Source organism: Achromobacter sp. 1L-A-4-B-C2 (assembly GCF_057291955.1).
In genome coordinates this window covers 1231700-1258114 of record NZ_JBXAWP010000002.1, presented here as the reverse complement: position 1 = coordinate 1258114, position 26415 = coordinate 1231700, and the positions used below count along the sequence as shown (strand labels likewise).

The following is a 26415-nucleotide window of genomic DNA, read 5'->3' as shown; positions in this document are numbered from 1 at the left end:
GCGTACCGATTCCGGTGCGCCTTCAGCTTGCGGTGAGGCATGGTTCGAATCATTTTCCTGGTGGCAGGCGTGTCCTGCCTGGGGGCTTGCACTGGCTGGCCCGCCAATGATGGCGCCGGTGTGGGGTGGCAGGCTGCCGGGTCCGCTGCGCACGCGTTTCGTTTTGATTGGCGCTTGTCCGGCGACCCGGCGGTTGCGCCCATGCAGGTGTTCGACGACGGCAAGGACGTCTGGCTGCAATTCGCGCCGGGGCAACCTTTGCCCGCCATCTTTGGGGTGCGCGCCAATGTCGAACACGCGCTGCCCTATACGCGGCGCGACCCTTATGCGGTGGTGACGGGGGCGTGGGAGGCGCTGCGGTTTCGCGGCGGGCGCTTGATGGCGCGCGCTGAACGCGAAGCCCGACGCGACACCGAACGCGCAGCCGATGTTGCGGCCGCGCCAGGCGCACCGGTTTCGATGTCGGCAGAAGCCGCCGTCGCCGTCCCGCTTGCGGGCGTAGGGCAACTGGCGGGTAAAGGGCCATTGGGCACGCGCGATGCGCCTGTGCTGGCGGCTTCTTTGCCCGGCGATTCCAAGGCAGACATTTCAACGGCGGGCGCTTTAACGGCAGCTGTTTCAAGCGGAGCCGCTTCAACGTCAGACACTTCAATTTCAGGCGTATCCCTATCCGCCATTCCAAGCCCAAATGCGGCTGCCGCCGTCAGCAGGTATCGGGCAGCACCCCCGGACACTACGCTGCGCGCCGTGCTGGCGCGGTGGGCCGGTGATTCGGGCTGGACCTTTCGCCCGCAACACTGGGCTGTCGACGTGGACATTCCCCTGTCCGCCTCGGCCGATTTTTCCGGCGATTTCAAATCCGCTGTCCGCGAATTGCTGAGCGCCACCGAGCTGGCCGACAAGCCCTTGCAGCCTTGCTTCTACGGCAACCAGGTCCTGCGGGTGGTGCCGCTGGCCCAATCGTGTTCGCGGGCCGCGCCTGCGCAAGGGGGTGGGGCATGAACCGGCTTCAATGGTTTGGGGTGGCTGCGACTTGCGCGCTAGCTGGCTGCGCGGCAACGGAGCAGGTGGCGCACTTGAATCGGGCGGCAAACGAACGGCTTGATGTTGTCTCCGGCCATCACCGCGCGTTCGCCCAGGGCTTGTCCGACCGCCAGGCGCGCATCGCCGCGCAGGAAGTGGCGGCGCCGTGGGTGGCCGGCACGCCGCAACCCTTGGCGCGAGACGTGTCGCTGCCGCCCGCGTTGCGCGAGAACGTGCCCACCACGTTGATGCTTGCGGACGACGCCGATCTTTTCGGATTGGCGCAACGCCTGGGCGCTGCCACCGGCATCCCGGTGCGGGTGCAACCCGAAGCGTTGCTGCCGCTGGAGCAATTTCTTCCGCGTCTGGCCGTAACGGGCGGCTTGTCCGTGCCGGCGCCGTACCGCATGGAAGTCCGGGACGGCCCCTTGCCGCTTGCCGACTTGCTGGACGCGTTGGCCGCGCGCTTTTCGGTGCATTGGCGATACGTGCGCAACGCGCTGGAGTTCTACCGCACCGAGACGCGCGTGTTCGACGTGCGCGCGCTGTCGTTGGCAAGCGCGGTCGATGTGCGCCTGGGCAGGTCCGGCAACGCAGACGGCGAGGGCTTCGAAAGCACCTCCAGCACCACGTTGGCGGCCAAGGAACACAACGCGCTGGCCGTGCTGCGGGCCAGCATCGCGCCGTTTCTAACGCGGTCGGGCCTGATTGCCGATGCGGTGGACGGCGCATCGTCCCTCGTCGTCACTGACACTCCCGACGCGTTGGAGCGCATCGCGGTCTTCCTCGAACGCGAAAACAAAGCCATGACGCGTCGCATACGCCTTGTCTTCGAAGAAATCACCGTCATCGTCAAGCAATCGGCCTCAGGTGGCCTGGACTGGAACGCGCTATACGCGGCGGCGGGCGCTTCCGCGCGCTACGCCATGCCGGCCGTGGCGGCTGTGGGAGCAAGCACGCTTGACGTGTCGGCGGGGCGGGGCGCCTGGCAAGGGTCGCAAGCGCTGGTGTCTGCGCTGAGCACAATGGGCGCGATCGTCCGGCACAACAAGGTTCCTGTCTTGACGCTTAACCGGCGCCCGGTCACTCATGCCATTCGCACCACGTTTTCCTACATCGATCGCGTACAAAGCACCGCGGTGCCGGGCACCACGGCGGGGGGCGCCAACGGCACGTTGCCGGCCGTGTCCATCACGCAAAAAGAAGAAACGGTGGGCTCGTTCCTGACCCTGGTTCCTGATATCCAGCATGACGGCCAGATCTTGCTGTCCGTGGCGTATGACAACGCGGTGGCGCAACCACTGAAGACCATCACCTTTGGCGAGCGCGGCAATCAGGTCCAGGTGCAGCAGATCACGATTGACGGCAATGGCACGGTTCAGCAAATAGAGCTGCGGCCGGGGCAACCCGTGATTTTGTCCGGCTTCGACCGCAGTACCGACCAGCATGCAGGCCAGCGCCTGGCCCCGGGGCTACCGCTGATCACCGGCGGGCACGACAGCGCCGAGCAGGCGCGCGAGACGACGTTGATGCTCGTCACCGCCCAAGTAGAAGAGGGGTACTAAGCCGCCATGAAACGAGCCCCCGACCCGTTGTTGCTTGACTGCCCCGGCGCCGGCCATCGCCTGGCGTTCGGCCTGCGATGGCTGGTATTGATCGGCTCCGACACGCAGGCCCTTGCGCGCGCGCGTGGGCGCCGGTTGCGCGCCACGCACGTCGTCGTAGGCGGTTCGCCTGCAACGATGGCGGGGTACGGGCGCCTGCGCGGAATGCGGCGTGCACGCGCTGGTGAATGGTGGCGCAATCGCGTAGGCAAACACGTAGACGGCCACGTAGGCAATCGGGCAGCGGACGCCGCGCCTGGTCGCGCGGCCCGCCGTCCTGCAAGGCCCTTCGTCCTGGCTGCCGCGCAGCTTTACGCGCTGCGGTTTCCGTCCGGCGGACACTGCCTCATCGCGCTTCCTGATGGTCGGTACTGGCTGGTCGCGGCTCAGGACGGTGTGGTGCTGTCCCAGGCGGATCGTGTGTTTGTGTCTCACGATGACGCGTTGCAGGCGCAAGCGCGGTTACAAGAACAACGCCCTGGCTTACCGGCGCACGATCCCGACTCCATCTGGGCTTGCCTGATCAGCGCGGTGGATTCGGGCGCCCGCCTCGCGCCTTTGCCATCGCGCTGGGCGGGCGTGCCGTTTGCACTGCGTCTGTTCCTGCTGTGCGTCGCCATGGCGGCCCTTGCGCCGCCGGTTTGGCGGTCTGTTGTCCCTTATGTTCTGTCCCATTGGGCGGCAGCGCCTGCTCAGGATTCCGCGCCACCCGATCCGCAAAGCGCCCATCAGGCTATGTTGGGCGCCCTGACCGCGCATGGGCCGAACGATGTCGCGCGGCTGCTACGCAGTGTGGGACTGTTGCCCATCCAGGTTCAGGGCTGGGCGCTACGCCGCGCGCAGTGCGATGCCGGCCAGGGCGTTTGGCGTTGTGCGGCGGTCTATGCGCGCGCGCACCGTTTCGCGACGAATCAACGCTTGTACGCGCGGCTGCCCGCTGGCTGGCAGGTCTCATTCAAGCCCTTGGACGAAGCCACGTTAGCGTGGCGCGTGGCATCCGAACCTATTCCTCTGACTGCCTTGGCGCTGCCTAGCGGCTTGCATGTCGACACCGAACTGGTGGCCGCATTGCAGCGCTTGCAGCCTGCATTCGCGTCAGTGTCGCTGGCGTCGGCGGTGGCATTGCCGCTGTCGTTGTCGAACGCATCGGTCGTTGGCGCCCAAGTCCCCCCGTCGCAGACCCTCCCGGTATTGCGACGGCGCGCGCTGCGTCTCCAAGGTCCGTTGCGGTCGATCGGCCTTATCCCTGCCGCGCTTACCCCCGCGCTTACGCCCGCGCGTTGGTCTCGTCTTGTGGTGGGCGTCCAAGCACAGGCCAAGCCCACCTTGGTGGCCAGCACGCTGATTGCCGAACTGCAAGGAGATCTCTATGAACAAGACTAAACCGGGACTTGTCGCCATTGCGTTCGTGGCGCTATGCGGCGGCGGGGCCTCACATGCAACAACGCCGCCGCTTGAAGACGCCCGGCCCTGGCCGGAGGTTGAAACGGTGCAGACCTTGTTGCGTGCCGACGCGGCTGCCGCGCTGGCCGATTGCCGTGTGCCCGGCATCTGCCCGTCGGGCCGCGCGACGGCACAGCCCGACGAGCCCACCGCCCGGCAGGTAGACGCCATCCGCGTGGCGGCCATTTACGGATCTACCCGCCGCCTTAACGTCGACGTCGTTATCAACGGCGCGCTACTGCGCTATCGGGCCGGCCACCAAGCCCCGGTCGCCGGCGCCTACTCTGCGCGTGCTTATCGACTGCTGGCCGTCGAAGGCGCCTGCGTGCATTTGCGCCGCGACGATCTTGACCACACCGTTTGCGTCGATATCGGAGCAGCAACGCCATGAGCCCGCGCGTTATTCCAAGCCCCTGGCAGCCGCCTCCATTGTTGGGCACCCTCGATGACATCGCGCGGCTGACCCCCGCGCTTGTGCGGGCGCTGGCCCGCGAGTTCGACCTGGCCTCGTTGGCCGGCAGGCTGTGCCCGGTTTTGCTGGACAGTGGCGAGGTGGCCATCTTCGCGGTCAAGGAATATGTTCACGGCGATGCCATCGACGAGTTGCAGCGCATGGTGGCTGCGGCCGGCTACCGCCTGGCCGTGCCCCTGCGTTACCAGTTGCCCGCGCCCTTGCTCCTGATGATTGCGCGGGGCCAATTGACAGCGTCCGGCGTGGGCGGATCGGGCGCCGGTCCTCAGGCGGATCGCGCATCTGCCCTGGCCGCGCTGTTCCTGGACATTGTTCGCTGGGGCGTCTTGCAGGGCGCCAGCGATGTGCATATCAACGTCAATAGACGGAACGAGACCTGCGACATCCGCTACACGATCAACGGCGACTACGTGTCCACGGACCGGTTCGCCGGGTTGTCGAACGACACGCTGCTGGAGGTGCTGGCGGTGGCCTGGATGGACGTGCGCGGCGGCAATGGCGCCGTCTTCGACCCCGCGCTTGAACAGCAAGGGCGATTGGCCTTTGTGGTCGATGGCATTCCGATCGTGTTGCGATGGGCCTCTCTGGCCGCCGATGCCGGGCCGTCGGTGTGCTTGCGCATCCTGCGCCTGGACGCCACGGCCGACGGCAACCTCCAGACCCTGGGCTACCCGCCCGGGCAAATCGCCACCTTGCTACGCGCCCGTGACCGCGAGGGCGGCGCCATTGTGCTGGCCGGCGTGGTCGGGTCGGGCAAGTCCACGACCATCGCGACCTTGATGCGCGGTATCGACCCCACGCGCAAGGTCATAACGTTGGAGGACCCGGTGGAATACATCATCGCCAATGCGTTGCAAAACACCTTGGGTGGTGCGTTGGCGGAATCCGCCTGGGCGTCATTCGATGCCAAGTTGAAGACCATCAAGCGCTCGGCCATGAATGATCTGCTGATCGGTGAAATCCGTGACGTCAATACGGGCCGCGCGTTCATGGACCTTGCCAGTTCGGGCATCAGCCTTTACGCCACGACCCATGCGGGCGCGGCCGCCATGATTCCCGAACGCCTTGCTTCGGATGCCATCGGGGTGTCGCGAGATTTCCTGGCCACGCCGGGCATTTTGAAATTACTGGTCTATCAGACGCTGTTGCCGCGTTTGTGTCCGGCGTGCGCGTTGCCGGTGGACAGCCTCTGGCGGGCAGCTGATGCCGTTGGGGGCGTCGAAGGCGCCTACGCGGCGTACGACGCGGCGGGTTGGCGGGCGTGGGTGCACGCACTTCAGATCACCTATCAGTTGGATGCCGGCCAGCTACGGGTCAGGAACGCGGACGGATGCCCGGCGTGCCGACGCCCACAGTTGTCGCAGCTGAACGGCACGTCGGGTCGCTGTGTAGCGGCCGAAATGATCGAGCCCGAGCGCCTGGACGGATTTCTGGACCGCGTGCGCGCCCGTGATAACGCCGGGCTGGACAAGCTGGTGCGCGAGGCGGGTTTTCAGTCGGGCACGGAGCCGGAGGCGGCTGGGCAAGACTGGCGGGAATCCGCCACGCGAGGGGCACGGGCGCTGCACTGTGCACTGCTTAAGGTCAGCACTGGCGAGGTAGACCCGCGCGCGCTGTTGCGGCGTTTCGATGTCCCGATGGGGGCGCCGGCGGCGGCTGTGTGTCAAACCCCGCGAGGCGCCTCATGAACCGACCGCAAACACTTGCTCGCGGGTGGCCGCGAATCACAGGGCAGGGCATGTCGCCATGGTTCGACGCACTAAGGTTTCGGCCTCATCGCGCGGATTATTACGCGTATCTGGCCGATCTTATCGAGGGCACGCAGGGGCGTAAAAGTCTGCGCGACATCTTCGAGGACGATGCGCGCCGCTATGGCCCGCGAACAGTGCGTGGCCGCTTGTCCCGACATTGGGCGTCTTCCTATCAGGAGGAAGGGGGCGATCTTGGTGTCGCATGGTCTGGCACCTTGCCGCTGGACGAATGTCGTCTTGTCAGTTGTGTGCAGGAAGAGGGCGGTGACCTTGCCGCTGCGTTGCGCGATCTTGCCGGGGCCGTCCGCTTGGCGGGGCAAGCGTGGCTGGCCGTCGCCTCTGCCGCTGCCGCGGGAGTGGTCGCGGCCACGGTCGCCTTTGCGTTGCTATGCGCCATTCCGTACTTCACCGTGCCGCGCCTGCAATCGGTCTTCCAGCTGGTGCCGCCGGAAGACTACGGCCGCTTGACGCGCAACCTGTTCGGGCTGGCGGGCGCGCTGGATCAGTGGCTGTTGCTATGGCTGGTGCTGAGCCTGGGCATCGCCTTGCTAAGCCTCTGGTCCTTGCCCAACCTGACCGGCGGTGCCAGAGCCGCTTTGGACCGATGGCTGTTATGGCGCTTGTATCGCGACTTTCAGGCGATTCGCTTTCTGTGCCTGTTGTCTGTGCTGATCCGGCAACGCGGGTCCGCGGACACCCGGCTTCGTCGTGCGCTGTCGGTGCAGGCGGGGGGCGCGTCACCTTGGCTGCACACGCATCTGCAAGCCATGTTGGACCACATTGATGCGGGCGATAGCGGGCCGGACATCTTCGCCACCGGCATGCTGGACCAGGAAACCTGGTGGTACATGGCCGACATGATGGATGCGTTGGGGCTTGAAGCGGGCTTGGCGCGAGTACGCCAGCGTGTCGAAGCTCGCCTGCTGGCGCGCGTGCGCAGACAGGCGACCGCATTGCGTTGGTCGCTGCTTGTCGCCTCGCTGGCAACGGTATTGGGCATCACGCTTTGGCACTACGGCGTCATTGACGAGTTGCGGCGCGCCCTTACGAATTTTTATGCAAGTCAGTAGCGCGGGGCAGGACTGTACCGAACCACCACTCGCGCACATTTCATTTATCCACGGAGGCAGCGATGCAGCGAATACCCATGAACAGTAAAAACCGGCGTCGATGCCGCATAACGCGGCAGCGGGGCTTTTCCTTGATGGAGGTGTCCATCGTGACCGCCATCGTGTTGTTGATCGCCATCGTCGGGATTCCGGCGATAGGCGCCTATGTCATCGAAAACAAGGTGCCCAAGGTCGGGGAGGAAATTCAGCGTTTCATTGCCAGCATGAAAATCAATGCCCAGGGTGGTGGCGTGACGCCGTACGAGGGGCTGGACACCGGCGCGCTGGCGAATGCGCTGCGCGACTCCAGCGTGCTGGCTGTCGTGGGCAGTGGGGCGTCGGCACGGGTGGTGCACGGTCTGGGCGGCAGCGGAACGGGCCGCAACGGTGTGGTCGAGGTGGCGGCCGCCGCGTCCGGCGGGGGCGGGCTGGGGTCGGCATTCGTCGTCACCCTGACTAACGTCAGCCATGCTGCGTGCCCAGCGCTGGCCTCGGTGTTGCAACGGGTCTCGGAAGCTATCTCCATAGGCGGCGGCACGGGCGCAAAAGTCGTGAAAGACGCGCTGGCCGTTCCCGACGTGCCGTATCGCGCCGCCTTGGCGCAGGCGCAATGCAGCCAGGGTGAAGTCAACACCTTCACTTTCACCGCAAGATGACGCCGCCGCTCTTTGGCAAGGGCGCGCGCGGGTCGCCGCGCGCATGCCGGCCCCAAGGCGGGTTCTCGCTGGTCGGTCTGGCGGTGGCGCTGGCATTGACGTCCATGATTGCGATCTGGGCGTCAAACCAGCTCGTCCAGCGGATCGAAGACGCGGCGGCGCGCTCCACGGGCGTGTGGCTGATGCAGGTCAGACAGGCGATGGCGCAAACGCTTCAGCGCCATTTCGACGCCTTATCCAAGGGCGGCCCTTTGGTGGGCGAGGGCGGAGCCCCGTTGTTCGCGGACCCGTTTGCACCCACCGTGGCGGAATTGCGCACGCAGGCATATTTGCCCGCTGATTTTCCGGTGCGCACGGCGATGGGATTCGGCGTGCGGGTTCATATCGTGAGACACGACGCGTGCCCCGGCCCGCGCTGCCGGCTTGATGCCCTGATCTACACCGACACGCCCGTGCTGAAAAAGGGAACGCATACGCCGGACCTGGTCGGCATCTCCACGATCATCGACGCTGCGCAAGGGTATGCGGGCGCGGTGTGGCCCGAGGCGCCCGGGCGGGTGCGGGGGCCGGCCTTCAGTTTTCCCAACCCCTTGGCCAACGCCCCGCCCTATGCGGCGGGCACGGTGGCGCTCTGGGCGGGCATCGGCGGACAAGCCGAGACCAGCGTCCAGCCCGTCATGCCGGACCTGAAGCCGTACGTAAAAATTGGCGATGCGCGGGACCCCAGCTTGGCGGGGTCGCTCACCGCGGCATCCTCGATCATCGCAGGCGGGTATCTTTCCGTGGGCGCCCGCGCCACGGCCGGCCACCCCTGCAACGTTGGGGTCGGCACCGTGGCGTCATCCCACGAAAGTGAATTGTTGACGTGCCAGTCTGGGGTTTGGCAGCGTGCATCAAGCGGTTTTGGTGGCGCCTACAGCCTCAATCATCCGCGCGGGTGCAGGCATTACACCGGCGTGTCGACGGCCAATCCCGTGACAGGGCAGTGTTCCTGTCCCCCGGGCTTTGCCGGGGTCATCGTGTCCGCGGGCGGAAAATGGACGGAAACGGAAGGGTGGACGACGGGATATGTGTGTGTCAGATAGGGCAGCCGGACCGGCCTTTTCCGCGCTTTCGCGCTAACCCTCTATAATCAAAGATTCGCCTAAATCTGCGTCATCCACGATGAAATCCTCCGAGATTCGCCGCCAGTTTCTGCAATTCTTCAAGTCGAAGGGGCACACCATTGTCCCGTCGTCCTCGCTCGTTCCCGGCAACGATCCGACCCTGCTTTTCACCAATTCGGGCATGGTCCAGTTCAAGGACGTGTTCACGGGCAAGGAATCGCGGTCGTACACGCGCGCCACGTCCTCGCAGCGCAGCGTGCGCGCGGGCGGCAAGCATAACGATCTGGAGAACGTGGGCTACACCGCCCGGCACCATACGTTCTTCGAAATGCTGGGTAACTTCAGCTTTGGCGACTACTTCAAGCGCGACGCCATCCAGTACGCCTGGGAGCTGCTGACGCAGGTCTACAAGCTGCCGGCCGAAAAGCTCTGGGTCACCGTCTATCAGGAAGACGATGAGGCCTACGACATCTGGGCCAATGAAGTGGGCGTGCCGCCCGAGCGCATCGTGCGCATCGGCGACAACAAGGGCGCGCGCTACGCGTCGGACAACTTCTGGCAGATGGCCGACACCGGGCCCTGCGGCCCTTGCTCGGAAATCTTCTTCGACCACGGCCCGGACGTCTGGGGCGGTCCTCCCGGATCGCCCGAAGAAGACGGCGACCGCTACATCGAAATCTGGAACCTGGTTTTCATGCAGTTCGAGCGCGACGCCGAAGGCAATATGCCGCGTCTGCCGCGCCCCTGTGTCGATACCGGCATGGGGCTGGAGCGCATCGCCGCCGTTTTGCAAGGCGTGCATTCCAACTATGAAATCGACCTGTTCCAAAAGCTGATCCACGCCGCCGCGCGCGAAACGGGCGTGCAGGACCTCGAGAACAACTCCCTGAAGGTCATCGCGGACCACATCCGTGCCTGCTCGTTCCTGATCGTCGACGGCGTGATCCCCAGCAACGAAGGTCGGGGCTACGTGCTGCGCCGCATCGTGCGTCGCGCCTTGCGCCACGGCTACAAGCTGGGCCAGACCAAGCCGTTCTTCCACCGCCTGGTGCCTGATCTGGTCGCCGAAATGGGTGAAGCCTATCCGGAATTGGCCAACATGGCCGACCGCGTGGCGCAGGTGCTCAAGCAGGAAGAAGAGCGTTTCGGCGAAACGCTGGAACACGGTATGCGCATCCTGGACACGGCCTTGGCCAATGTGCCCAAGGGTGGCGTGCTGGACGGCACGACGCTGTTCACCCTGTACGACACCTACGGCTTTCCCGTCGACCTGACCGCCGACATCTGCCGCGAACGCGAAGTCGAAGTCGACATGGCGGGTTTTGAAGTGTCGATGGAACGCCAGCGGGATCAGGCGCGCGCCGCCGGCAAGTTCAAGATGGCCGAAGGCCTGAGCTACGAAGGCGCCGAAACGCGCTTCGAAGGCTACGAAAAGCTGGAGCTCGACAACGTCAAGGTCACGGCCCTGTACGTGGACGGCACGCAGGTCCAGCAGGTGCAGGCTGGCCAGAATGCCGTCGTGGTGCTGGACGCCACGCCGTTCTACGCTGAGTCCGGCGGCCAGGTCGGCGATACCGGCTTGCTGGAAGCCGACGGCGTACGATTTGCCGTCGCCGACACCCTGAAGATTCAAAACGGTGTGTTCGGTCACCACGGAGTGCTGGAAGCGGGTTCGTTGTCGGTAGGCACGACGCTGCTGGCGCGCGTGGACGCCGTGCGCCGCGCGCGTACCGTGCGCAACCACTCGGCCACCCACTTGATGCACAAGGCCTTGCGCCAGGTGCTGGGCGCGCACGTGCAGCAGCGCGGTTCGCTGGTCGATGCCGACAAGACCCGCTTCGACTTCGCACAAGATGCGCCGATGACCGCCGAGCAGATCGCGCGCGTCGAAGCCATCGTCAACGCTGAAGTGTTGGCCAACCATCCCACCGTTGCCCAGGTCATGGCATACGATGACGCCGTCAAGGGCGGCGCCATGGCGCTGTTCGGCGAGAAATACGGCGATACGGTGCGCGTGCTGGATATCGGCTTCTCGCGCGAGCTCTGCGGTGGCACACACGTCAGCCGCACCGGCGACATCGGTCTGTTCAAGATCGTGTCCGAAGGGGGCGTGGCGGCGGGTGTGCGCCGTATCGAAGCCATTACCGGCGACAACGCGCTGGCCTGGGTGCAGAACCAGAACGCCTTGCTGACTCAGATCGCCGGCATGCTGCGCAGCACGCCGGCCGACGTGCCGGCGCGTATCGCGCAGGTGCAGGATCAGATCAAGGCGCTTGAGAAAGACCTGGAGCAGTCCCGCAACAAGCTGGCCGCCAGCGCCGGCAACGACCTGGCGACCAGCGCCGCTGTCGACGTCAAGGGCATCAAGGTCCTGGCCGCCAGCATTGGTGACGTGGATCCGAAGGCCCTGCGTGGCATGGTCGACAACCTGAAAGACCGCCTGAAGCCGGCTGTCGTGCTGCTTGCCACCGGCTCGGCCGACGGCAAGATCAGCGTGGTGGGCGGCGTCACCGCCGATCTGACCGACCGCATCAAGGCGGGCGACCTGGTTGGCTTCGTTGCCAGCCAGGTGGGGGGCAAGGGCGGCGGACGTCCGGACATGGCCATGGGCGGCGGAACCGACCTGGCCGCCTTGCCGGCCGCCATCGCCGGTGTGCAAAAGTGGGTGGACGAGCGTCTCTGATGAGCAGCGCGGATACCGGTGTCGACGCCGGCGCGCAAGCGCCGGCTTTCGAGCACGAGATCGATGCCAGCGGCCTGACCTGCCCGCTGCCCATCCTGCGCGCCAAGAAGGCGTTGGCGCAGATGGCCAGCGGCGAAGTTCTGCGAGTTGTCACCACCGACCGCAATGCAATCCGAGACTTTCAGGCGTTTGCCCGTCAAACCGGCAATACGCTGGTCGCGCAGCACGAGGCCGAGGGGCGCGGCGTGCATTACTTGCGCCGCCGATAGCCGGCGCAGCCGTTTATTCCCGGATTGCGCCGCGCAGAAGCGCCATTAGGTCCGCAGTCCGCTCTCCGCTATCCGCTACCCGCTATCCGATACGCACCCGCAAAAAGGCCCGCTTGCATCAAGCGGGCCTTTTCTTTGCCGGTGCTCGGTTTATTTGTGGATGGCCGCGGCCACGGCTTGGGTAATCGTGAAATCCACCAAGTCGCCTTCCTTGAGCTGTTGCAGGCGCGCTTGCAAGGCGGGGTCTTTGACCTGGATCGTGCGCATGCCGCCCTGCGGCCCCTTCAGCGTGACCAGGTTGGCGCTTTTGTTGATGTGCCAGATCTCGGCGGTGATGGTGGTTTGGCGGCCCACTGCGCCGCCCGGCTTGGCGCCGTCGGCGCTGCGTGTCGCCGCCGTTTCAGTCTTGACTTCGGGGGCGCCCGAACCCGCTGGGCGCACATCCACCCCCACGGATTCGTAGTAGTCCAAGGTCAGCATGTCGCCCGGTTTGATCTGCTGGAAGTTGCGGACCTCGGGGCCGGCGACGACCTCGACCGTATTGCCGTTGTTGCCTTGCAAGGTAATGGCGCGCGTGGCCGGGTCCACGGCGGTGACCTTGCCCGTAGCGGTGGTCATCGCCGCGCCGACGATGCGGGCAGAAGCGGTGATGGGCATCGCCAGCGTGCCTAGCAATAGGCCCGTCAAGGCCAGGCGTGCGACGGGTTTGAAGACGGATGTCGGGTTCTTCATGGTGTGGCACCCTCCGAGAGAGGAAGTGTGGGGGAAAAAACACGAACGAACAGGCGTAACGATGCCGGAAGGAGTAAATCCGTCGTCAGGATGAAGATTGGAAAACAGGGGAAATGCCGCGCCGAAGGGGCACAGCGAAAGGCAGGCAAACGGGGGGTCTGGCGTAGGACGACATAAATCCGATCTCTCCAACCGGTTATTTCTTCAAACGCACTAAGGTGATTCGCAGGAAATGCGGGCGAAAGCGCGGCCAGGCGGCTACACTTTGGCCTGCGGCGGGCTTCGGCCCGTTTTGTAGAATACCCGGATGCGGTGTTTTACGATACAAATTGCGCCGCCCCGACTGATTCAGCACCTGCATTTGCCAGCTGGCTTGTTTAAGTGCTAGAATTTCCCGTTTTTCACAACTAATTCAAGGGATTACCTATGGTGGTGATTCGCCTGGCCCGCGGTGGGTCCAAGAAGCGTCCGTTTTACAACCTGGTGGCCACCGATTCGCGTAACCGTCGCGACGGCCGCTTCATCGAGCGCGTGGGTTTCTACAACCCCGTAGCTAGCGAAGGCACGGAAAACCTGCGCATTGCGCTGGATCGCGTGCAGTACTGGACCGGCAATGGCGCCCAACTGTCGCCCGCCGTCGAGCGTCTGGTCAAGGACTACTCGGCTAAGGTTTCCGCCGCAGCTTAATTGCCTGCGTCGTACAACCGAACCGTTAGTTCAGCTGTAAAGCTACCATTCTTAGCTGTTTCATAATTACCAAGAGCACGATACATGTCTGATGCCGCAACCTCTAACGCGGCGCCTACGGATTTGATCGAGCTGGGCCGCATCACTGCAGCCTACGGTGTGAAAGGCTGGGTTAAGGTGCAGCCTCATTCGGCCAATGCCGAAGTGCTGCTCTCAGCATCTCAATGGTGGTTGACTCGCCCTGTGCCTGAATTGGCGCGGGGCGCTGTCGCGTCTGCGCCTGTCGCAATCAAGGTATTGCAATCCCGTTCACAGGGCGCCACAGTGGTGGCCCAGCTGGCGGGTATTGCGGACCGCGATCAGGCCGAAGCCTTGCGCGGATATTCCGTCCAGGCGCCGCGCGGTTCTTTTCCCGCGCCCAAAGAAGACGAATACTACTGGGTCGACCTCATCGGCTGCGCGCTGTATACCAGCGCCGACGGTGAACCCACGCTGATTGGTGTGGTGGACGAAGTCCTTGATAACGGCGCTCATGCCGTTTTGAAGGTCTTGTGCCAGAAGGTTGGAGCCGAAGGGCCCGAACCTATTCTGAACGCCAAGGGCCGACCCGCCGAAATGCTCGTTCCGTTCGTACGCGCGCACATCCACGCCGTCGATCTGGCTGCTCGCCGCATTGACAGCGACTGGCCGGCGGATCTTTGATGCGATTCGACGTCATTACGCTCTTTCCCGAAATGTTCGGGGTGGTGCGCGATTTAGGTGTCACCGGCCGGGCGCATGCCCAGGGCCGGTGGTCCCTTCATGCGTGGAATCCTCGCGATTTCACGCAGGACGTCCATCGCACGGTGGACGACCGCCCCTACGGCGGCGGCCCCGGAATGGTGATGATGGCAGCGCCACTGGAAGCTGCCGTCAACGCCGCCCAGGAGGCGCGCGCCGCGCAAGGTCTGGGCTGTGCCCCCGTGGCGCTACTGGCTCCGGTCGGCCAGCGCTATAACCAGGCGGGCGCCGAAACCCTGGCTGCCAGCGACGGCATCATCTTGATTTGCGGCCGCTACGAAGGCGTTGACCAGCGCTTCATTGAACGTTGCGTTACGCACGAGATTTCGCTGGGCGACTTTGTTCTGTCCGGCGGCGAAATAGCCGCGCTTGCCGTCATCGACGCCGCTGTGCGGCTGTTGCCTGGTGTGCTGAACGACGGCGATTCCGCATTGCAGGACTCGTTCAACGACACCTTGTCCGGTCTGCTGGACAGCCCCCATTACACGCGCCCGGAAGTCTACGAGGGCGAATCCGTGCCCGCGCCGCTACTAAGCGGCCATCACGCGAACATCGCCCGCTGGCGGCGAGAGCGTTCGCTGGCATTGACGGCCTCGCGCCGCCCGGAGCTGATTGAATCCGCGCGCGCCAAGGGCTGGCTGAACAAGGCAGACGAGCGCTACCTGGCCGAGCTGGCCGGCACGTACGACCCCACAGCCGATGCACCCAAGCGCCGGCGCAGGTCCGCCGCATCTCCCTCCAAAAAATCCGAAGCGCCCGACGCGTCCTGAGCATTTCGCTTCCGCGTCCCGGCGTGTTGCCGCGAACTTCTGCTGCTCCTGTCCGCTCTCCGGCACCCTCCCGCAACCGCTAGGGATGTTCCTAGGTTGTGAGCTTTTCGCGTGCTCCTTAGTATTGAAAATTACACCACCGTGAAATTTTCACATGAGCAGATCCGAGCCTGGCGGCTCGCGTTCGACGCGGACCGCCCTTGATAGCCATCCCGAGTCGTCGCCTGCGTCGAAGGCCTTGCCGGCCGATCGGCCCGAGTCCGCCGTGGACTTATGGCTGGGCCAACAGCTGCGGCAGCTGCGTAAAGAGCAAGGCCGTTCACTGGCTGAAGTGGCGCGTGCCTGCGGCATGTCCTTGGGCTTGCTCAGCCAGATCGAACGCGGCCTGAGTTCCGCTTCCGTCAAAGTGCTGCACCTGCTGGCGCGCGAATTTCATGTCTCGGTCAATTCGCTGCTGCGCAATGCCGAGCCGACGCAGGGCGAAGATGGGGGCCGCGTGGCGCGAGCCGGCACGCACCGCTTCATTGACCTTAGTGAAAAAGGCATCAGCAAAGAGATGTACACGCCGCCGGCCTGCCGCAGCATGGACCTTTGCCGCGCCAGCATCGAGCCCGGCGGCTCCACCGGCAACGAGCTGTTCGTGACGGGGCAGGGCGAGCAGATCGGTGTTGTGCTGAAGGGGTCACTGGAATTGTGGGTGGGCGATCGCGTGGTCCTGCTCAATGAGGGCGACAGCTTTTGTTATGCCAGCAGCACGCCGCGACGCTGGCGCAATCCCGGCTCGCAGACGACCGAGGTCATCTGGGCCATTTCCAACATCACACCAGCCGCGGGGGACGACACGCAACAGGCGCCATAAGCGCGCAGCAGCCACATCCGCGCGACGACACTGGGGATTGTCGCGCCACCGGACACGCAGGGCGTTGCCCGGACTTCTTTGCCACGATGAGGAAATGTCATGAAATTCAAGACTCTTGTTGTCTCTGTATTTGCAGCATTGTCCATGGCCGCGGGCGCGCAAGCCCAAACGGTGTTGAAGGTGGGGTCCACGCCCACCGGCAGTCCTTTTACGTTTCTGGACACCAAAGCCAATAGCATCGAAGGCGTGATGGTGGACATCGTGAAGGCTGTGGGCAAAGAGGCCGGCTTCGAGGTTCAGATCGAACCCATGGCGTTTTCCGCATTGATTGGGTCACTGACATCCAAGCGCATCGATATCGTGTCGGCCGCAATGTTCATCACTCCGCAGCGCCAACAAGTCGTGAGCTTTTCCGAACCGGTCTATCGCTATGGCGAAGGACTGATGGTGCTTAAGACCGACAACAAGGAATACAAGTCGTTCGCGGACATGAAGGGCATGACCGTTGGCGTGCAGGTGGGGACGGCGTTTGTCGAACCCATCCAGAAGAGCGGTGTGTTCAAGGAAGTGAAGCTGTACGACAATCCGCCGGACATGATGCGCGACGCCAACGCCGGCCGCATCCAGGGCGGGTTCATGGACTACCCGATCGCCGCCTACATCCTGACGCAAGGCAACTACCCCAATCTGAAGATGGCACAAGCCTATCAACCTACCGTGATGGGCAGCCTGGGGCTGGCCACGCGCAAGGAAGATACCGCGCTGTTGGAACGCATCAATAAAGCGCTGGCCAAGCTCAAGGCCGACGGCGCCATCGACGCCATCTTGAAAAAGTGGGGGCTGTCCGGCGCATAACGCCGGCTGCTTGCAGGCAACCAACGTTTTAGCAACTGCCAAGCTGACGCGCGTGCGTGCGCGTCGGCGGGCGGGACGCATCCCGCGTCCCTGCTGGCGGTCGAGCCTGGGTGGATGAGGTCATGACGGAATTCTTCAACGACGCGGCGGAGTACCTGCCGATATTGCTGCAAGGCGCCAAGCTGACGATTCTGGTCACGCTCGGTTCGCTGGCGCTGTCCACGGTGCTGGGCCTGGTGTGGGCGCTGATGCGCGTCTCGGGCAATAAAATCCTGTCCAAGATCAGCGGCGGGGTGATCAACCTGCTGCGCGGTATCCCGATTATCGTGCTGCTGTTCTACATCTATTTCGTGATGCCGGACATGGGGGTCTCGTTGACCGCCGTGCAGGCGGCCATCATTGGTCTGGGCGTCGCGTATTCCGCGTATCAGGCCGAGAATTTCCGCGCCGGTATCCAGGCCATCGACCGCGGTCAGATCGAAGCGGCGATGGCGATGGGCATGAGCTGGAGCATGACGATGCGGCGCGTGGTCTTGCCGCAGGCAGTCAAGATCGTGCTGCCGCCGTACGGCAACATCATGATCATGATGTTGAAAGATTCGTCACAGGCGTCGACGATCACGGTGGCCGAGCTTGCGCTGCAAGGCAAGCTGATTGCGGTCTCCACCTTCAAGAACGCGACCGTCTTTTCGCTGGTGGCGCTGATGTACCTGGTGATGTGCGTGCCGTTGATCCTGCTGGTGCGTCACCTGGAAAAAAGGAGCGCCACCAAATGATCGAACTGCAAGGAGTGCGCAAGAGCTTTGGCTCGCTTGAGGTGTTGAAGGGTATCGACGCCGAAGTCCGCAAGGGCGAAGTGGTCTGCGTAATCGGCCCGTCCGGTTCGGGTAAGTCCACGATCCTGCGCTGCATCAACGGGCTGGAGCGCTATAACGCCGGCCGCATCACCGTGGATGGTGAACTCGTCGATGCCGACGCGGCGTCCATCGTGTCGATTCGCACGCAGGTGGCGATGGTGTTTCAACGCTTCAACTTATTTCCGCATCGCACCGCGCTGGAAAACGTGATTGAAGGGCCCATCTTCGTCAAAAAGGAGCCCCGCGCTCAGGTGATGGAACGCGGGCGCGAATTGCTGGCCAGCGTAGGCCTGGCGGACAAGGCCGACGCACATCCCAATCAACTGTCCGGCGGCCAGCAGCAGCGCGTGGCCATCGCGCGGGCGTTGGCGATGCAGCCCAAGGCCATTCTGTTCGATGAGCCCACGTCCGCCTTGGACCCTGAACTGGTCGGCGATGTGTTGGGCGTGATGCGCAAGCTGGCGGAAGCGGGCATGACGATGGTGGTCGTCACGCATGAAATGAGCTTTGCCCGCGAGGTCGCGGACCGCGTCATGTTCTTCGATGGCGGCGTCATGGTAGAGCAGGGCGCCGCCCGCGAAGTGCTGAATCATCCGCAGCATCCCCGGACGCAGGACTTCCTGCACCGCGTGCTGCATCCCATGTAAGGAACCGTCATGCCGCAAGCGCCGTTTCCCCTCTCTCCTTCCTTATGGGCCGCCACTGCGGCGCCGCCGCCTCCGACCGAGCCGTTGACCGCGTCGACGCAAGCCGACGTGTTGGTGATAGGCGGTGGCTACGCCGGGTTAAGCACGGCTTTGCACCTGGCCGAGCGGGGCGTGAAGACCATCGTGCTGGAGGCTCGCGAGATCGGCTTCGGCGGGTCCGGGCGTAATGGCGGTCAGGTGATTCCTGGGCTGAAATACGACCCGGACGATTTGATCTCAATGTTCGGACACGACAAGGGCGAGCGGCTGTTGCGGTTTGCCGGTGCGACGGCCGATTCAGTCTTCAACCTGATCGACCGTCATGCGATGGACGTGCCGCATGTGCGCAAGGGGTGGATCCAGGGCGCGCACACCGCCGAAGCCTTGCGCATAGCGCATGGCCGCGCGGCGCAATGGGCCCGCCACGGCGTGGACGCCCAGCCGCTCGATCAGGATCAGGTTGCGCGCCTGCTGGGCACGGACCGCTACCTGGGCGGCTGGGTCGATAACCGGGCGGGGGCGGTGCAGCCCTTGAGCTATGTGCGTGGCCTGGCGCGCGCCGCGTTGAACGCGGGCGCGCTGATCCATACGGAAACGCCGGTCACGGGCTTGAAGCGCGACGGCGGCAAGTGGACAGCCACGACGGCACGCGGTGCAAGCGTGATGGCGGATCGCGTCGTCATGTGCACGAACGCTTACGGCGGCGACCTGCTGCCCGGCCTGAAGACGTCCATCATCGACGCCAACACTTTCCAGGTGGCGACGGCGCCGCTACCGGAATCGGTGCGCGCGGGAATCTTTCCCGAAGGCCATGTCACGTCCGATACGCGCAACCTGCTGCTGTACTTTCGTCTGGACCACCAGGGCCGCCTGTTGATGGGCGGACGCGGGCCGTTTCGTGAACCCAAGGGGCCGCAGGATTGGGCGCACCTGGAACGCGTGATGTTCAAGATGTTCCCGCAGGTGGCCGGCACGCCGTTTGAATACCGCTGGTGCGGGCGCGTGGCCATCACGCGCGATTACCTGCCGCATTTGCACGAGCCGCAGCCTGGCCTGCTGGTGGATATCGGCTGCCAGGGGCGCGGGGTGGGTCTGCAAACCAGCATGGGGCGCGCGATGGCGCAGTACGTGGCCACGGGCGACGCAACCGCGCTGCCGGTGCCTGTGTCACCGGTGGTGCCGTTTCCGCTCTATGGTTTGCGCCGGCTGTACGTGAACGCGGTGGTCACGTGGTATCGCATGACGGACGGGGGCGTGTAAGCGTAGGCCACCGGCCAAGCCGAAAAAAACCCCGGAACGCGTTCCGGGGTTTTTGTTTGGCGGGCGTTTTGGCCAGAACCGATCGGGTTCAGTCCGCCAGCTTGGCACGCTGTTCGCGCACCTTTTGCAGGGTTTCGCCAAACTGCGCCATGCGCGCCTTTTCCTGCTCGACGACGGCCGCGGGTGCGCGTTCGACAAAGCTGGCGTTGGACAACTTGCCGTTGGCCTTGGCGATTTCGCCTTCCAGACGCGCGATTTCCTTGTCCAGACGGACGCGTTCGGCGGCCACGTCGATCTCAACGTGCAGCATCAGGCGGCTGGCACCCACCACCTGGACCGGTGCGCCGGCGTCGGGCAGGGTGTCCAGCACGTCGACCTGGCTCAGCTTGGCGAGCGCGGCAAGGTAAGGCGCGTTGCGCTTGAGCACGGGCGCGTCGCCCTGGGCGCACAGCGGCACCTTCTGGGCGGGCGACAGGTTCATTTCGCCGCGCAATGCGCGCACGGCCTCGACCTGCGCCTTCAGCTCGGCCACATCGGCTTCGGCCGCGGCGTCCACGGCAGCCAGATTGGCTTGCGGATACGGCTGCACGCTGACGCTGTCGGCAACGCCTTCCTTGCGCTTGCCCGCCACCACCGACACCTTCTGCCACAGTTCTTCAGTGATGAACGGAATGATCGGATGGGCCAGGCGCAACACGCATTCCAGCACACGGATCAGCGTGCGGCGCGTACCCAGTTGCTGGGCCGGCGTGCCGGTCTGGATCTGGACCTTGGCCAGTTCCAGGTACCAGTCGCAGTATTCGTCCCAGACAAAGCGGTACAGCGAGTTGGCGATATTGTCGAAGCGGTAGTCGGCAAAGCCGCGCGCCACGTCGGCTTCCAGCGTTTGCATCTGGCTGATGATCCAGCGGTCGACAAACGAGGTTTCGCCCGCGTCGGAACCCGTCAGGTCATGGCCTTCGGTGTTCATCAGCACGAAGCGCGTGGCGTTCCACAGCTTGTTGCAGAAGTTGCGATACCCCTCGCAACGCTTCAGGTCGAAATTGATGTTGCGACCCAGCGTGGCGTAGGCCGCCATCGTGAAGCGCAGCGCGTCGGTGCCGAACGCCGGAATGCCGTCCGGGTACTGGCGGCGCGTTGCCTTTTCGATGGCGCCGGCCTGCTTGGGGTTCATCAGGCCGTAGGTACGCTTGGTGACCAGACCGTCCAGGTCGATGCCGTCGATCAGGTCGACCGGGTCCAGCGTGTTGCCCTTGGACTTGCTCATCTTCTGGCCGTCGGCATCGCGGATCAGGCCGTGCACATAGACGTGCTTGAACGGAATCTGGCCCGTCATGTGCGTGGTCAGCATGACCATGCGCGCGACCCAGAAGAAAATGATGTCGAAGCCGGTAACCAGCACGCTGGACGGCAGGTAGCGTTCCAGGTCGGGCGTTTTTTCAGGCCAGCCCAGCGTCGTGAAGGGCACCAGGCCCGACGAGAACCAGGTGTCCAGCACGTCAGGATCGCGCTTGAGATCGCCTGTGACGCCTGCGGCGCGTGCCTGCTCGATGGCGCCGGCTTCGTCGTGTGCAACGAAGATCTGGCCGTCTTCCGAATACCACGCCGGGATCTGGTGGCCCCACCACAGCTGGCGCGAGATGCACCAGTCCTGGATGTTGTTCAGCCACTGGTTGTAGATGGTGGTCCAGTTGTCCGGGTAGAACTTGATGCGGCCATCGGCCACCACTTCAAGGGCCACTTCGGTGATGCTCTTGCCCGGGTTCAGCGTGCCTTCGGGCGCGGGCTTGCTCATGGCCACGAACCATTGGTCGGTCAGCATGGGTTCCAGGACGACGCCGGTGCGGTCGCCCTTGGGCTGCATCATTTTGTGCGGTTCGACCTTGACCAGATAACCTTCGGCATCCAACTGCGCAACGACTGCCTTGCGGGCTTCGTAGCGTTCCAGGCCCTGGAACTGCTTGGGGCCGTTTTCGTTGATGTGCGCGTCCAGCGTGAAGATCACGATCAAGGGAAGATCGTGGCGCATCGCGCAGGCATAGTCGTTGAAGTCGTGCGCGCCGGTGATCTTCACGCAGCCCGTGCCGAATTCCGGGTCAACGAAATCGTCGGCGATGATCGGGATGTTGCGGTCGCACAGCGGCAGCTCGACTTCCTTGCCGACCAGGTGCTGGTAGCGCGGGTCGTCCGGGTGCACGCACAGCGCGCCGTCGGCCAGCATCGTTTCCGGGCGGGTCGTGGCGATGGTCATGCCGCGCAGCGTGACGGTCTGGCCGTCTTTGTCGACGATGGTTTGCGGGCCGTCCACGAAGGGATAGAGGATGTGCCACATGTGGCCCTCGGTCTCTTCGGACTGCACTTCCAGGTCGGACACGGCGGTCAGCAGTTTCGGGTCCCAGTTGACCAGGCGCTTGCCGCGGTAGATCAGGCCCTGTTTATGCAGGCGCACGAAGGTCTCGACCACGCCTCGCGACATGCGGTCGTCCATGGTGAAATACTCGCGCGGCCAGTCCGCCGAGGCGCCCAGGCGACGCACCTGTTCGGTAATGGCGTTGCCCGACTTTTCCTTCCATTCCCAGACTTTTTCCACGAATTTTTCGCGCCCGAGGTCATGGCGCGAAACCTTCTGGGCATCCAGCTGTCTTTCAACAACGATCTGCGTGGCGATGCCGGCGTGGTCGGTGCCGGGAATGAACACCGTGTCGTCGCCGGACATGCGGCGATACCGCACCAGCCCGTCCATGATGGTCTGGTTGAACGCATGGCCCATGTGCAGCGTGCCCGTGACGTTGGGCGGCGGGAACTGGATGACATAGGGCTGGCTTTCTGTCCCCGTTTTTACGTGCTGACCCGCCGTGAAATAGCCGCGCTTTTCCCATTCGGCGTACCAGCGCGATTCCAGTTCAGAAGGTTCGAAGCTCTTGGAGAGTTCCGGGGCGTCGCTCGCGGGGTTCGCGGCGGTGGGGGGAGCAGCTTGAGTCATTACAGGGTTCCGGCAGACAGGGCGCCCGGCATAGGGATACGGGCAGCAAACCGCTCATTTTAAGATGTAATGCGGTCTTCTCAGCGTGTTAGAATACCGGGTTACTGTAAACCTTTTAGAAGTCCCTGAATTCATTGAGGATTCCTTCAGAAATGTGCGCTTAAAAGCTCCCGTTTCGGTATCCTCGGTAAGAATCCACGGCACGTCCGATCGGTGGCCAGTGTCGAATCCCTGCCTTGGCAAGCGGTTCGGGCCGGCCCGGAATGTTCAACGACATCGTTCAAACACGCCGGACCGCCCGCGCGCCCATCGCGCGATGACACTTCAAGGGTGACACCGACAAGTGCAGAGCCACGCCAGGCAATTCATCAGAAACCAGTCAGAAATCAGCTTTCGGAGTTCCTAATGTCCATCCAACGCACCCTCTCGATCATCAAGCCCGACGCCGTCGCCAAGAACGTCATCGGCCAGATCGTCGGCCGCTTCGAGCAAGCCGGCCTGAAGGTCATCGCTGCCCGCCTGGCGCAACTGTCGCGCGCCGATGCCGAGCGTTTCTACGCCGTGCACAAGGAACGCCCCTTCTTCAAGGACCTGGTCGATTTCATGATCTCGGGCCCCGTGTTCGTGCAAGTGCTGGAAGGTGAAGATGCCATCCAGAAGAACCGCGACCTGATGGGCGCCACGGACCCGAAGAAGGCTGAAGCCGGCACCATCCGCGCCGACTTCGCCGACAGCATCGACGCCAACGCCGTGCACGGCTCCGACGCTCCGGAAACGGCTGCCGTTGAAGTCGCTTTCTTCTTCCCCGAAATCAACATCCACAGCCGTTGATTTTCGCGTAAGCACTGAATTAGTTTTTTAGCGTTACCCAGGTCATGGAATCCGTCGAACGAATCAATCTGCTGGGGCTGGATGGCTCCGCCCTGTCCGAACTTGTCGGGCAGTGGGGCGGCAAGCCGTTTCGCGCCCGCCAGCTGCAGCGCTGGATGCACCAGCGCGGCGCCGATTCGTTCGACGCCATGACCGACCTGGCTCGCGAATTCCGCAGCCAGCTCGCGTCCAACTGCCGTATCGAGGCCTTGCCCGTCAATATCGAGCAACGCTCGACCGACGGCACGCGCAAGTGGCTGTTCGACGTGGGGCAGGGCAATGCCATCGAAACCGTCTTCATCCCCGAAGACGATCGCGGCACCCTATGTATTTCCAGCCAGGCCGGCTGCGTGGTCAATTGCCGCTTTTGCTCGACCGGGCATCAGGGCTTTAACCGCAACCTGAAAACCAGCGAAATCATCGGCCAGCTGTGGTGGGCCAAGCGCGTGCTGGAAGCCGATATCGGCACCGCCCGCCTGGAAAGCGCCAAGGCTACCGAAGATACGCGCGTCATCAGCAACGTGGTCATGATGGGCATGGGCGAACCCTTGCTTAATTACGACCAGGTCCTGCCGGCGCTGCGCCTGATGCTGGACGACAACGCCTACGGCCTGTCGCGTCGCCGCGTCACGGTTTCCACCTCGGGCGTGGTCCCCATGATGGACCGCCTGTCGCAAGACTGTCCGGTGGCGCTGGCGGTGTCGCTGCACGCGCCCAACGATGCGCTGCGCGACGAACTGGTGCCGCTGAACAAGAAGTACCCGCTGAAAGAGTTGCTGGCGGCTTGCGAGCGCTATCTGGCGTTTGCGCCCCGCGACTTCATCACTTTTGAATACTGCATGCTGGACGGCATCAACGATACCGACCAGCACGCCAAGGAACTGATCCAAATTGCACGCCAGCTGCGCTGCAAGCTCAATCTGATTCCGTTCAACCCCTTCCCCGAGTCGGGCCTGAAGCGTTCCAACTCCGCCCGCGTGAAGGTATTTGCGCAGCGGCTGATGGACGCCGGCATCATCACGACCGTGCGCAAGACCCGGGGCGACGACATCGATGCAGCTTGTGGTCAATTGGCCGGAGAAGTGCGCGATCGCACTCGGATTACCGAGCGCAACGCCGCACAGCGCCAGACCATACCAATTAAACAGGTGCATGCATGACGCAGGAATTCGCTTCTGCAGTTTCTGAAACGCCCGCCGGTTCCGCGGGCAATATCGGCTCGGCATTGCGCGCGCTGCGACAGTCCAAGGGTTGGTCCCTGGACGAGGTGTCCAGCCGGATCAAGTTTTCCACGAAGCAGATCGAAGCCCTTGAAAACGAAGCTTGGGCAGACTTGCCCACCGGCGTTTCCCTGCGCGGGCTGGTCCGCAACTATGCGCGTTTGCTGGGTGCCGATTCCCAGGCCATCGTCGACTCGCTTGACCCGAAGGCCCGCGTTACCGGCCCCGTCAAGCTGAGCCCGGGCGCCCTGCATTCGGCGCATTCCATTCCCCAATCCAGTGCTGACGACGAGCGTTCGTCGTCCACGTCCTGGGGCTGGTTGATCGCCATTGTGCTGGTGCTGGCCGCCGGCGTGGCGTACGCCTTCTGGCAAGGCTGGTTGCCGCAGCAGTGGCTGCCGTTCGACTGGCTGCCCAAGCCCACCAAGTAAACCGGTTCCACCGATGCAAGATTCCTCTCTGCCTTGCCACGATGCGCCGCCTCCCTCTGTGGGGGCCGCCATGCGCCGCGCCACCCGTTCGGTGGCGGTGAAGTGGGGTGATCGCGTCGTCATGGTTGGCGGCGATGCCCCGGTCGTGGTGCAGTCCATGACCAACACCGATACCGCCGACGCCATCGCCACGGCGATTCAGGTCAAGGAACTGGCGCAGGCCGGTTCCGAGCTGGTGCGTATCACCGTCAACACGCCCGAGGCGGCCCGCGAAGTGGTCGCCATCCGCGAACAGCTGGACCGCATGGGCGTGAACGTGCCGCTGGTCGGCGACTTCCATTACAACGGCCACAAGCTGCTGACGCAGTTCCCGGAATGCGCGCAAGCGCTGTCCAAGTACCGGATCAACCCCGGCAACATGGGTGGCGGCAAGCGGCGCGACGACAACTTCGCGCAGATGATCGAAGTGGCTTGCCGTTACGACAAGCCGGTGCGCATCGGCGTGAACTGGGGCAGCCTGGATCACGAACTGATGGCGCGCAAGATGGACGAAAACAGCCGTCGCGCGCAACCCTGGGAGGCCCAGGCCGTGATGCGTGACGCGCTGGTCGTGTCGGCCATCAGCAATGCCCAGCGTGCCGAGGAATTGGGCTTGCGCCGCGATGCGATCATCCTGTCGTGCAAGGTCAGCCATGTCCAGGACTTGATTGCCGTTTACCGCGACCTGTCCGCCCGCTGCGATTATCCGCTGCACCTGGGCCTGACCGAAGCCGGCATGGGCAGCAAGGGCATCGTGGCCTCCACCGCCGCGCTGGCCGTGCTGCTGCAGCAAGGCATTGGCGACACCATCCGTATTTCGTTGACGCCGGAACCCGGCGGCGACCGCAGCCGCGAAGCGATCGTGGCGCAAGAAATCCTGCAGACCATGGGCCTGCGCGCGTTCACCCCCATGGTGGTCGCATGCCCCGGCTGTGGCCGGACCAGCAGCACGTTCTTCCAGGAACTTGCCGACAGCATCCAGTCCTACCTGCGTCGTCAGATGCCGGTCTGGAAGTCGCAATATCCGGGCGTCGAAAGCATGAACGTCGCGGTCATGGGCTGTGTGGTCAACGGGCCGGGCGAAAGCCGCCATGCCGATATCGGTATCAGTCTGCCGGGAACGGGCGAAGTGCCCGCGGCGCCGGTATTCGTGGATGGCGAACGCACGGTCACCCTCAAAGGCGACCATATCGCCGAAGAGTTTCAGGCCATCGTCGAAGACTACGTGGCGCGCCGTTACGGCGTGCTCGCCTCTCATTAAAAGAAAGGG

Annotated in this window: 24 protein-coding genes; 22 read left to right on the top strand and 2 right to left on the bottom strand. The window is 64.0% G+C overall.

Annotated elements, in window-relative coordinates:
- The first annotated feature begins 39 nt into the window (after nt 1-39).
- From AC0Z35_RS13130 to AC0Z35_RS13085, 10 genes are all read left to right on the top strand, one after another.
- The gene (locus AC0Z35_RS13130; RefSeq protein WP_485132106.1) at nt 40-1002 is read left to right on the top strand and encodes a TrbG/VirB9 family P-type conjugative transfer protein; all 963 of its coding nucleotides are present in this window, start codon (nt 40-42) and stop codon (nt 1000-1002) included.
- The gene (locus AC0Z35_RS13125; protein WP_485132105.1) at nt 999-2588 is read left to right on the top strand and encodes a type II secretion system protein GspD; all 1590 of its coding nucleotides are present in this window, start codon (nt 999-1001) and stop codon (nt 2586-2588) included. Before AC0Z35_RS13130 ends, AC0Z35_RS13125 begins: the two co-directional genes overlap by 4 nt.
- A gap of 6 nt (nt 2589-2594) precedes the next feature.
- Nucleotides 2595-4010: a hypothetical protein gene (locus AC0Z35_RS13120; protein WP_485132104.1), complete on the top strand. Its 1416-nt coding sequence runs from the start codon at nt 2595-2597 to the stop codon at nt 4008-4010.
- The gene (locus AC0Z35_RS13115; RefSeq protein ID WP_485132103.1) at nt 3997-4461 is read left to right on the top strand and encodes a hypothetical protein; all 465 of its coding nucleotides are present in this window, start codon (nt 3997-3999) and stop codon (nt 4459-4461) included. Before AC0Z35_RS13120 ends, AC0Z35_RS13115 begins: the two co-directional genes overlap by 14 nt.
- On the top strand, nt 4458-6230 hold the full coding sequence (locus AC0Z35_RS13110) for an ATPase, T2SS/T4P/T4SS family (RefSeq protein ID WP_485132102.1): 1773 nt from the start codon (nt 4458-4460) through the stop codon (nt 6228-6230). Before AC0Z35_RS13115 ends, AC0Z35_RS13110 begins: the two co-directional genes overlap by 4 nt.
- 50 nt (nt 6231-6280) lie before the next feature.
- Entirely contained in the window at nt 6281-7363 is a 1083-nt protein-coding gene (locus AC0Z35_RS13105; RefSeq protein ID WP_046803700.1) for a hypothetical protein, read from the top strand.
- A gap of 77 nt (nt 7364-7440) precedes the next feature.
- Nucleotides 7441-8058, top strand: a complete 618-nt coding sequence (locus AC0Z35_RS13100; protein ID WP_120154634.1) for a type 4 pilus major pilin — start codon at nt 7441-7443, stop codon at nt 8056-8058.
- Nucleotides 8055-9143, top strand: coding sequence for a PulJ/GspJ family protein (locus AC0Z35_RS13095; protein ID WP_485132101.1), 1089 nt, complete (start codon nt 8055-8057; stop codon nt 9141-9143). The genes AC0Z35_RS13100 and AC0Z35_RS13095 overlap by 4 nt, the downstream gene beginning before the upstream one ends.
- 79 nt (nt 9144-9222) lie before the next feature.
- On the top strand, nt 9223-11847 hold the full coding sequence (gene alaS / locus AC0Z35_RS13090) for an alanine--tRNA ligase (RefSeq protein WP_046803697.1): 2625 nt from the start codon (nt 9223-9225) through the stop codon (nt 11845-11847).
- Nucleotides 11847-12116 (top strand): sulfurtransferase TusA family protein, encoded by a 270-nt coding sequence (locus AC0Z35_RS13085; RefSeq protein WP_046803696.1) that lies wholly within the window; start codon nt 11847-11849, stop codon nt 12114-12116. Before alaS ends, AC0Z35_RS13085 begins: the two co-directional genes overlap by 1 nt.
- A gap of 150 nt (nt 12117-12266) precedes the next feature.
- Here AC0Z35_RS13085 and AC0Z35_RS13080 read toward each other — a convergent pair whose 3' ends face one another.
- Nucleotides 12267-12848: a hypothetical protein gene (locus tag AC0Z35_RS13080; RefSeq protein ID WP_104145710.1), complete on the bottom strand. Its 582-nt coding sequence runs from the start codon at nt 12846-12848 to the stop codon at nt 12267-12269.
- 426 nt (nt 12849-13274) lie between these two features.
- Between AC0Z35_RS13080 and rpsP the strand changes: the two genes are divergently transcribed.
- The 8 genes from rpsP to AC0Z35_RS13040 all read left to right on the top strand — a co-directional run bounded on the left by rpsP (nt 13275) and on the right by AC0Z35_RS13040 (nt 19602).
- Nucleotides 13275-13535, top strand: coding sequence for a 30S ribosomal protein S16 (rpsP, locus tag AC0Z35_RS13075; protein WP_006218566.1), 261 nt, complete (start codon nt 13275-13277; stop codon nt 13533-13535).
- Nucleotides 13536-13619: 84 nt separating this feature from the next.
- Nucleotides 13620-14237: a ribosome maturation factor RimM gene (gene rimM / locus AC0Z35_RS13070; protein WP_046803694.1), complete on the top strand. Its 618-nt coding sequence runs from the start codon at nt 13620-13622 to the stop codon at nt 14235-14237.
- Nucleotides 14237-15085: a tRNA (guanosine(37)-N1)-methyltransferase TrmD gene (gene trmD / locus AC0Z35_RS13065; RefSeq protein WP_485132100.1), complete on the top strand. Its 849-nt coding sequence runs from the start codon at nt 14237-14239 to the stop codon at nt 15083-15085. The genes rimM and trmD overlap by 1 nt, the downstream gene beginning before the upstream one ends.
- 154 nt (nt 15086-15239) lie before the next feature.
- Nucleotides 15240-15944 carry a helix-turn-helix domain-containing protein gene (locus tag AC0Z35_RS13060; RefSeq protein ID WP_046803692.1) on the top strand — a complete coding sequence of 235 codons (705 nt, stop codon included), beginning with the start codon at nt 15240-15242 and terminating at the stop codon, nt 15942-15944.
- Between the two features lie 99 nt (nt 15945-16043).
- Entirely contained in the window at nt 16044-16799 is a 756-nt protein-coding gene (locus tag AC0Z35_RS13055) for an ABC transporter substrate-binding protein (protein ID WP_046803691.1), read from the top strand.
- 122 nt (nt 16800-16921) lie between these two features.
- Nucleotides 16922-17575, top strand: coding sequence for an amino acid ABC transporter permease (locus AC0Z35_RS13050; RefSeq protein ID WP_046803690.1), 654 nt, complete (start codon nt 16922-16924; stop codon nt 17573-17575).
- Nucleotides 17572-18303 carry an amino acid ABC transporter ATP-binding protein gene (locus AC0Z35_RS13045; RefSeq protein ID WP_046803689.1) on the top strand — a complete coding sequence of 244 codons (732 nt, stop codon included), beginning with the start codon at nt 17572-17574 and terminating at the stop codon, nt 18301-18303. The genes AC0Z35_RS13050 and AC0Z35_RS13045 overlap by 4 nt, the downstream gene beginning before the upstream one ends.
- A gap of 9 nt (nt 18304-18312) precedes the next feature.
- Nucleotides 18313-19602, top strand: coding sequence for an NAD(P)/FAD-dependent oxidoreductase (locus AC0Z35_RS13040; RefSeq protein WP_485132099.1), 1290 nt, complete (start codon nt 18313-18315; stop codon nt 19600-19602).
- An 88-nt stretch (nt 19603-19690) separates the two neighbouring features.
- Here AC0Z35_RS13040 and AC0Z35_RS13035 read toward each other — a convergent pair whose 3' ends face one another.
- On the bottom strand, nt 19691-22585 hold the full coding sequence (locus tag AC0Z35_RS13035) for a valine--tRNA ligase (protein WP_485132098.1): 2895 nt from the start codon (nt 22583-22585) through the stop codon (nt 19691-19693).
- A 405-nt stretch (nt 22586-22990) separates the two neighbouring features.
- Between AC0Z35_RS13035 and ndk the strand changes: the two genes are divergently transcribed.
- Genes ndk through ispG form a run of 4 tightly spaced genes read left to right on the top strand, consistent with a single transcriptional unit; the run spans nt 22991 to nt 26406 of the window.
- Nucleotides 22991-23416: a nucleoside-diphosphate kinase gene (gene ndk, locus AC0Z35_RS13030; protein WP_006218576.1), complete on the top strand. Its 426-nt coding sequence runs from the start codon at nt 22991-22993 to the stop codon at nt 23414-23416.
- Nucleotides 23417-23460: 44 nt separating this feature from the next.
- Nucleotides 23461-24615 (top strand): dual-specificity RNA methyltransferase RlmN, encoded by a 1155-nt coding sequence (gene rlmN, locus AC0Z35_RS13025; RefSeq protein WP_046803686.1) that lies wholly within the window; start codon nt 23461-23463, stop codon nt 24613-24615.
- Nucleotides 24612-25106, top strand: a complete 495-nt coding sequence (locus AC0Z35_RS13020) for a helix-turn-helix domain-containing protein (protein WP_046803685.1) — start codon at nt 24612-24614, stop codon at nt 25104-25106. Before rlmN ends, AC0Z35_RS13020 begins: the two co-directional genes overlap by 4 nt.
- Nucleotides 25107-25119: 13 nt before the next feature.
- Nucleotides 25120-26406, top strand: coding sequence for a flavodoxin-dependent (E)-4-hydroxy-3-methylbut-2-enyl-diphosphate synthase (gene ispG / locus AC0Z35_RS13015; protein WP_046803684.1), 1287 nt, complete (start codon nt 25120-25122; stop codon nt 26404-26406).
- The last annotated feature ends 9 nt before the right edge of the window (nt 26407-26415 follow it).

What these genes read in the sequence shown, in the direction of transcription:
- AC0Z35_RS13040 (WP_485132099.1), top strand. Translation starts at nt 18,313, where the DNA reads ATGCCGCAAGCGCCGTTTCCCCTCTCTCCTTCCTTATGGGCCGCCACT.
- ndk (WP_006218576.1), top strand. Translation starts at nt 22,991, where the DNA reads ATGTCCATCCAACGCACCCTCTCGATCATCAAGCCCGACGCCGTCGCC.
- AC0Z35_RS13060 (WP_046803692.1), top strand. Translation starts at nt 15,240, where the DNA reads ATGAGCAGATCCGAGCCTGGCGGCTCGCGTTCGACGCGGACCGCCCTT.
- AC0Z35_RS13055 (WP_046803691.1), top strand. Translation starts at nt 16,044, where the DNA reads ATGAAATTCAAGACTCTTGTTGTCTCTGTATTTGCAGCATTGTCCATG.
- alaS (WP_046803697.1), top strand. Translation starts at nt 9,223, where the DNA reads ATGAAATCCTCCGAGATTCGCCGCCAGTTTCTGCAATTCTTCAAGTCG.
- AC0Z35_RS13035 (WP_485132098.1), bottom strand. Translation starts at nt 22,585, where the DNA reads ATGACTCAAGCTGCTCCCCCCACCGCCGCGAACCCCGCGAGCGACGCC.
- AC0Z35_RS13050 (WP_046803690.1), top strand. Translation starts at nt 16,922, where the DNA reads ATGACGGAATTCTTCAACGACGCGGCGGAGTACCTGCCGATATTGCTG.
- AC0Z35_RS13020 (WP_046803685.1), top strand. Translation starts at nt 24,612, where the DNA reads ATGACGCAGGAATTCGCTTCTGCAGTTTCTGAAACGCCCGCCGGTTCC.
- trmD (WP_485132100.1), top strand. Translation starts at nt 14,237, where the DNA reads ATGCGATTCGACGTCATTACGCTCTTTCCCGAAATGTTCGGGGTGGTG.
- AC0Z35_RS13095 (WP_485132101.1), top strand. Translation starts at nt 8,055, where the DNA reads ATGACGCCGCCGCTCTTTGGCAAGGGCGCGCGCGGGTCGCCGCGCGCA.
- rlmN (WP_046803686.1), top strand. Translation starts at nt 23,461, where the DNA reads ATGGAATCCGTCGAACGAATCAATCTGCTGGGGCTGGATGGCTCCGCC.
- rimM (WP_046803694.1), top strand. Translation starts at nt 13,620, where the DNA reads ATGTCTGATGCCGCAACCTCTAACGCGGCGCCTACGGATTTGATCGAG.
- AC0Z35_RS13100 (WP_120154634.1), top strand. Translation starts at nt 7,441, where the DNA reads ATGAACAGTAAAAACCGGCGTCGATGCCGCATAACGCGGCAGCGGGGC.
- AC0Z35_RS13080 (WP_104145710.1), bottom strand. Translation starts at nt 12,848, where the DNA reads ATGAAGAACCCGACATCCGTCTTCAAACCCGTCGCACGCCTGGCCTTG.
- AC0Z35_RS13125 (WP_485132105.1), top strand. Translation starts at nt 999, where the DNA reads ATGAACCGGCTTCAATGGTTTGGGGTGGCTGCGACTTGCGCGCTAGCT.
- rpsP (WP_006218566.1), top strand. Translation starts at nt 13,275, where the DNA reads ATGGTGGTGATTCGCCTGGCCCGCGGTGGGTCCAAGAAGCGTCCGTTT.
- AC0Z35_RS13110 (WP_485132102.1), top strand. Translation starts at nt 4,458, where the DNA reads ATGAGCCCGCGCGTTATTCCAAGCCCCTGGCAGCCGCCTCCATTGTTG.
- ispG (WP_046803684.1), top strand. Translation starts at nt 25,120, where the DNA reads ATGCAAGATTCCTCTCTGCCTTGCCACGATGCGCCGCCTCCCTCTGTG.
- AC0Z35_RS13045 (WP_046803689.1), top strand. Translation starts at nt 17,572, where the DNA reads ATGATCGAACTGCAAGGAGTGCGCAAGAGCTTTGGCTCGCTTGAGGTG.
- AC0Z35_RS13115 (WP_485132103.1), top strand. Translation starts at nt 3,997, where the DNA reads ATGAACAAGACTAAACCGGGACTTGTCGCCATTGCGTTCGTGGCGCTA.
- AC0Z35_RS13130 (WP_485132106.1), top strand. Translation starts at nt 40, where the DNA reads ATGGTTCGAATCATTTTCCTGGTGGCAGGCGTGTCCTGCCTGGGGGCT.
- AC0Z35_RS13105 (WP_046803700.1), top strand. Translation starts at nt 6,281, where the DNA reads ATGTCGCCATGGTTCGACGCACTAAGGTTTCGGCCTCATCGCGCGGAT.
- AC0Z35_RS13085 (WP_046803696.1), top strand. Translation starts at nt 11,847, where the DNA reads ATGAGCAGCGCGGATACCGGTGTCGACGCCGGCGCGCAAGCGCCGGCT.
- AC0Z35_RS13120 (WP_485132104.1), top strand. Translation starts at nt 2,595, where the DNA reads ATGAAACGAGCCCCCGACCCGTTGTTGCTTGACTGCCCCGGCGCCGGC.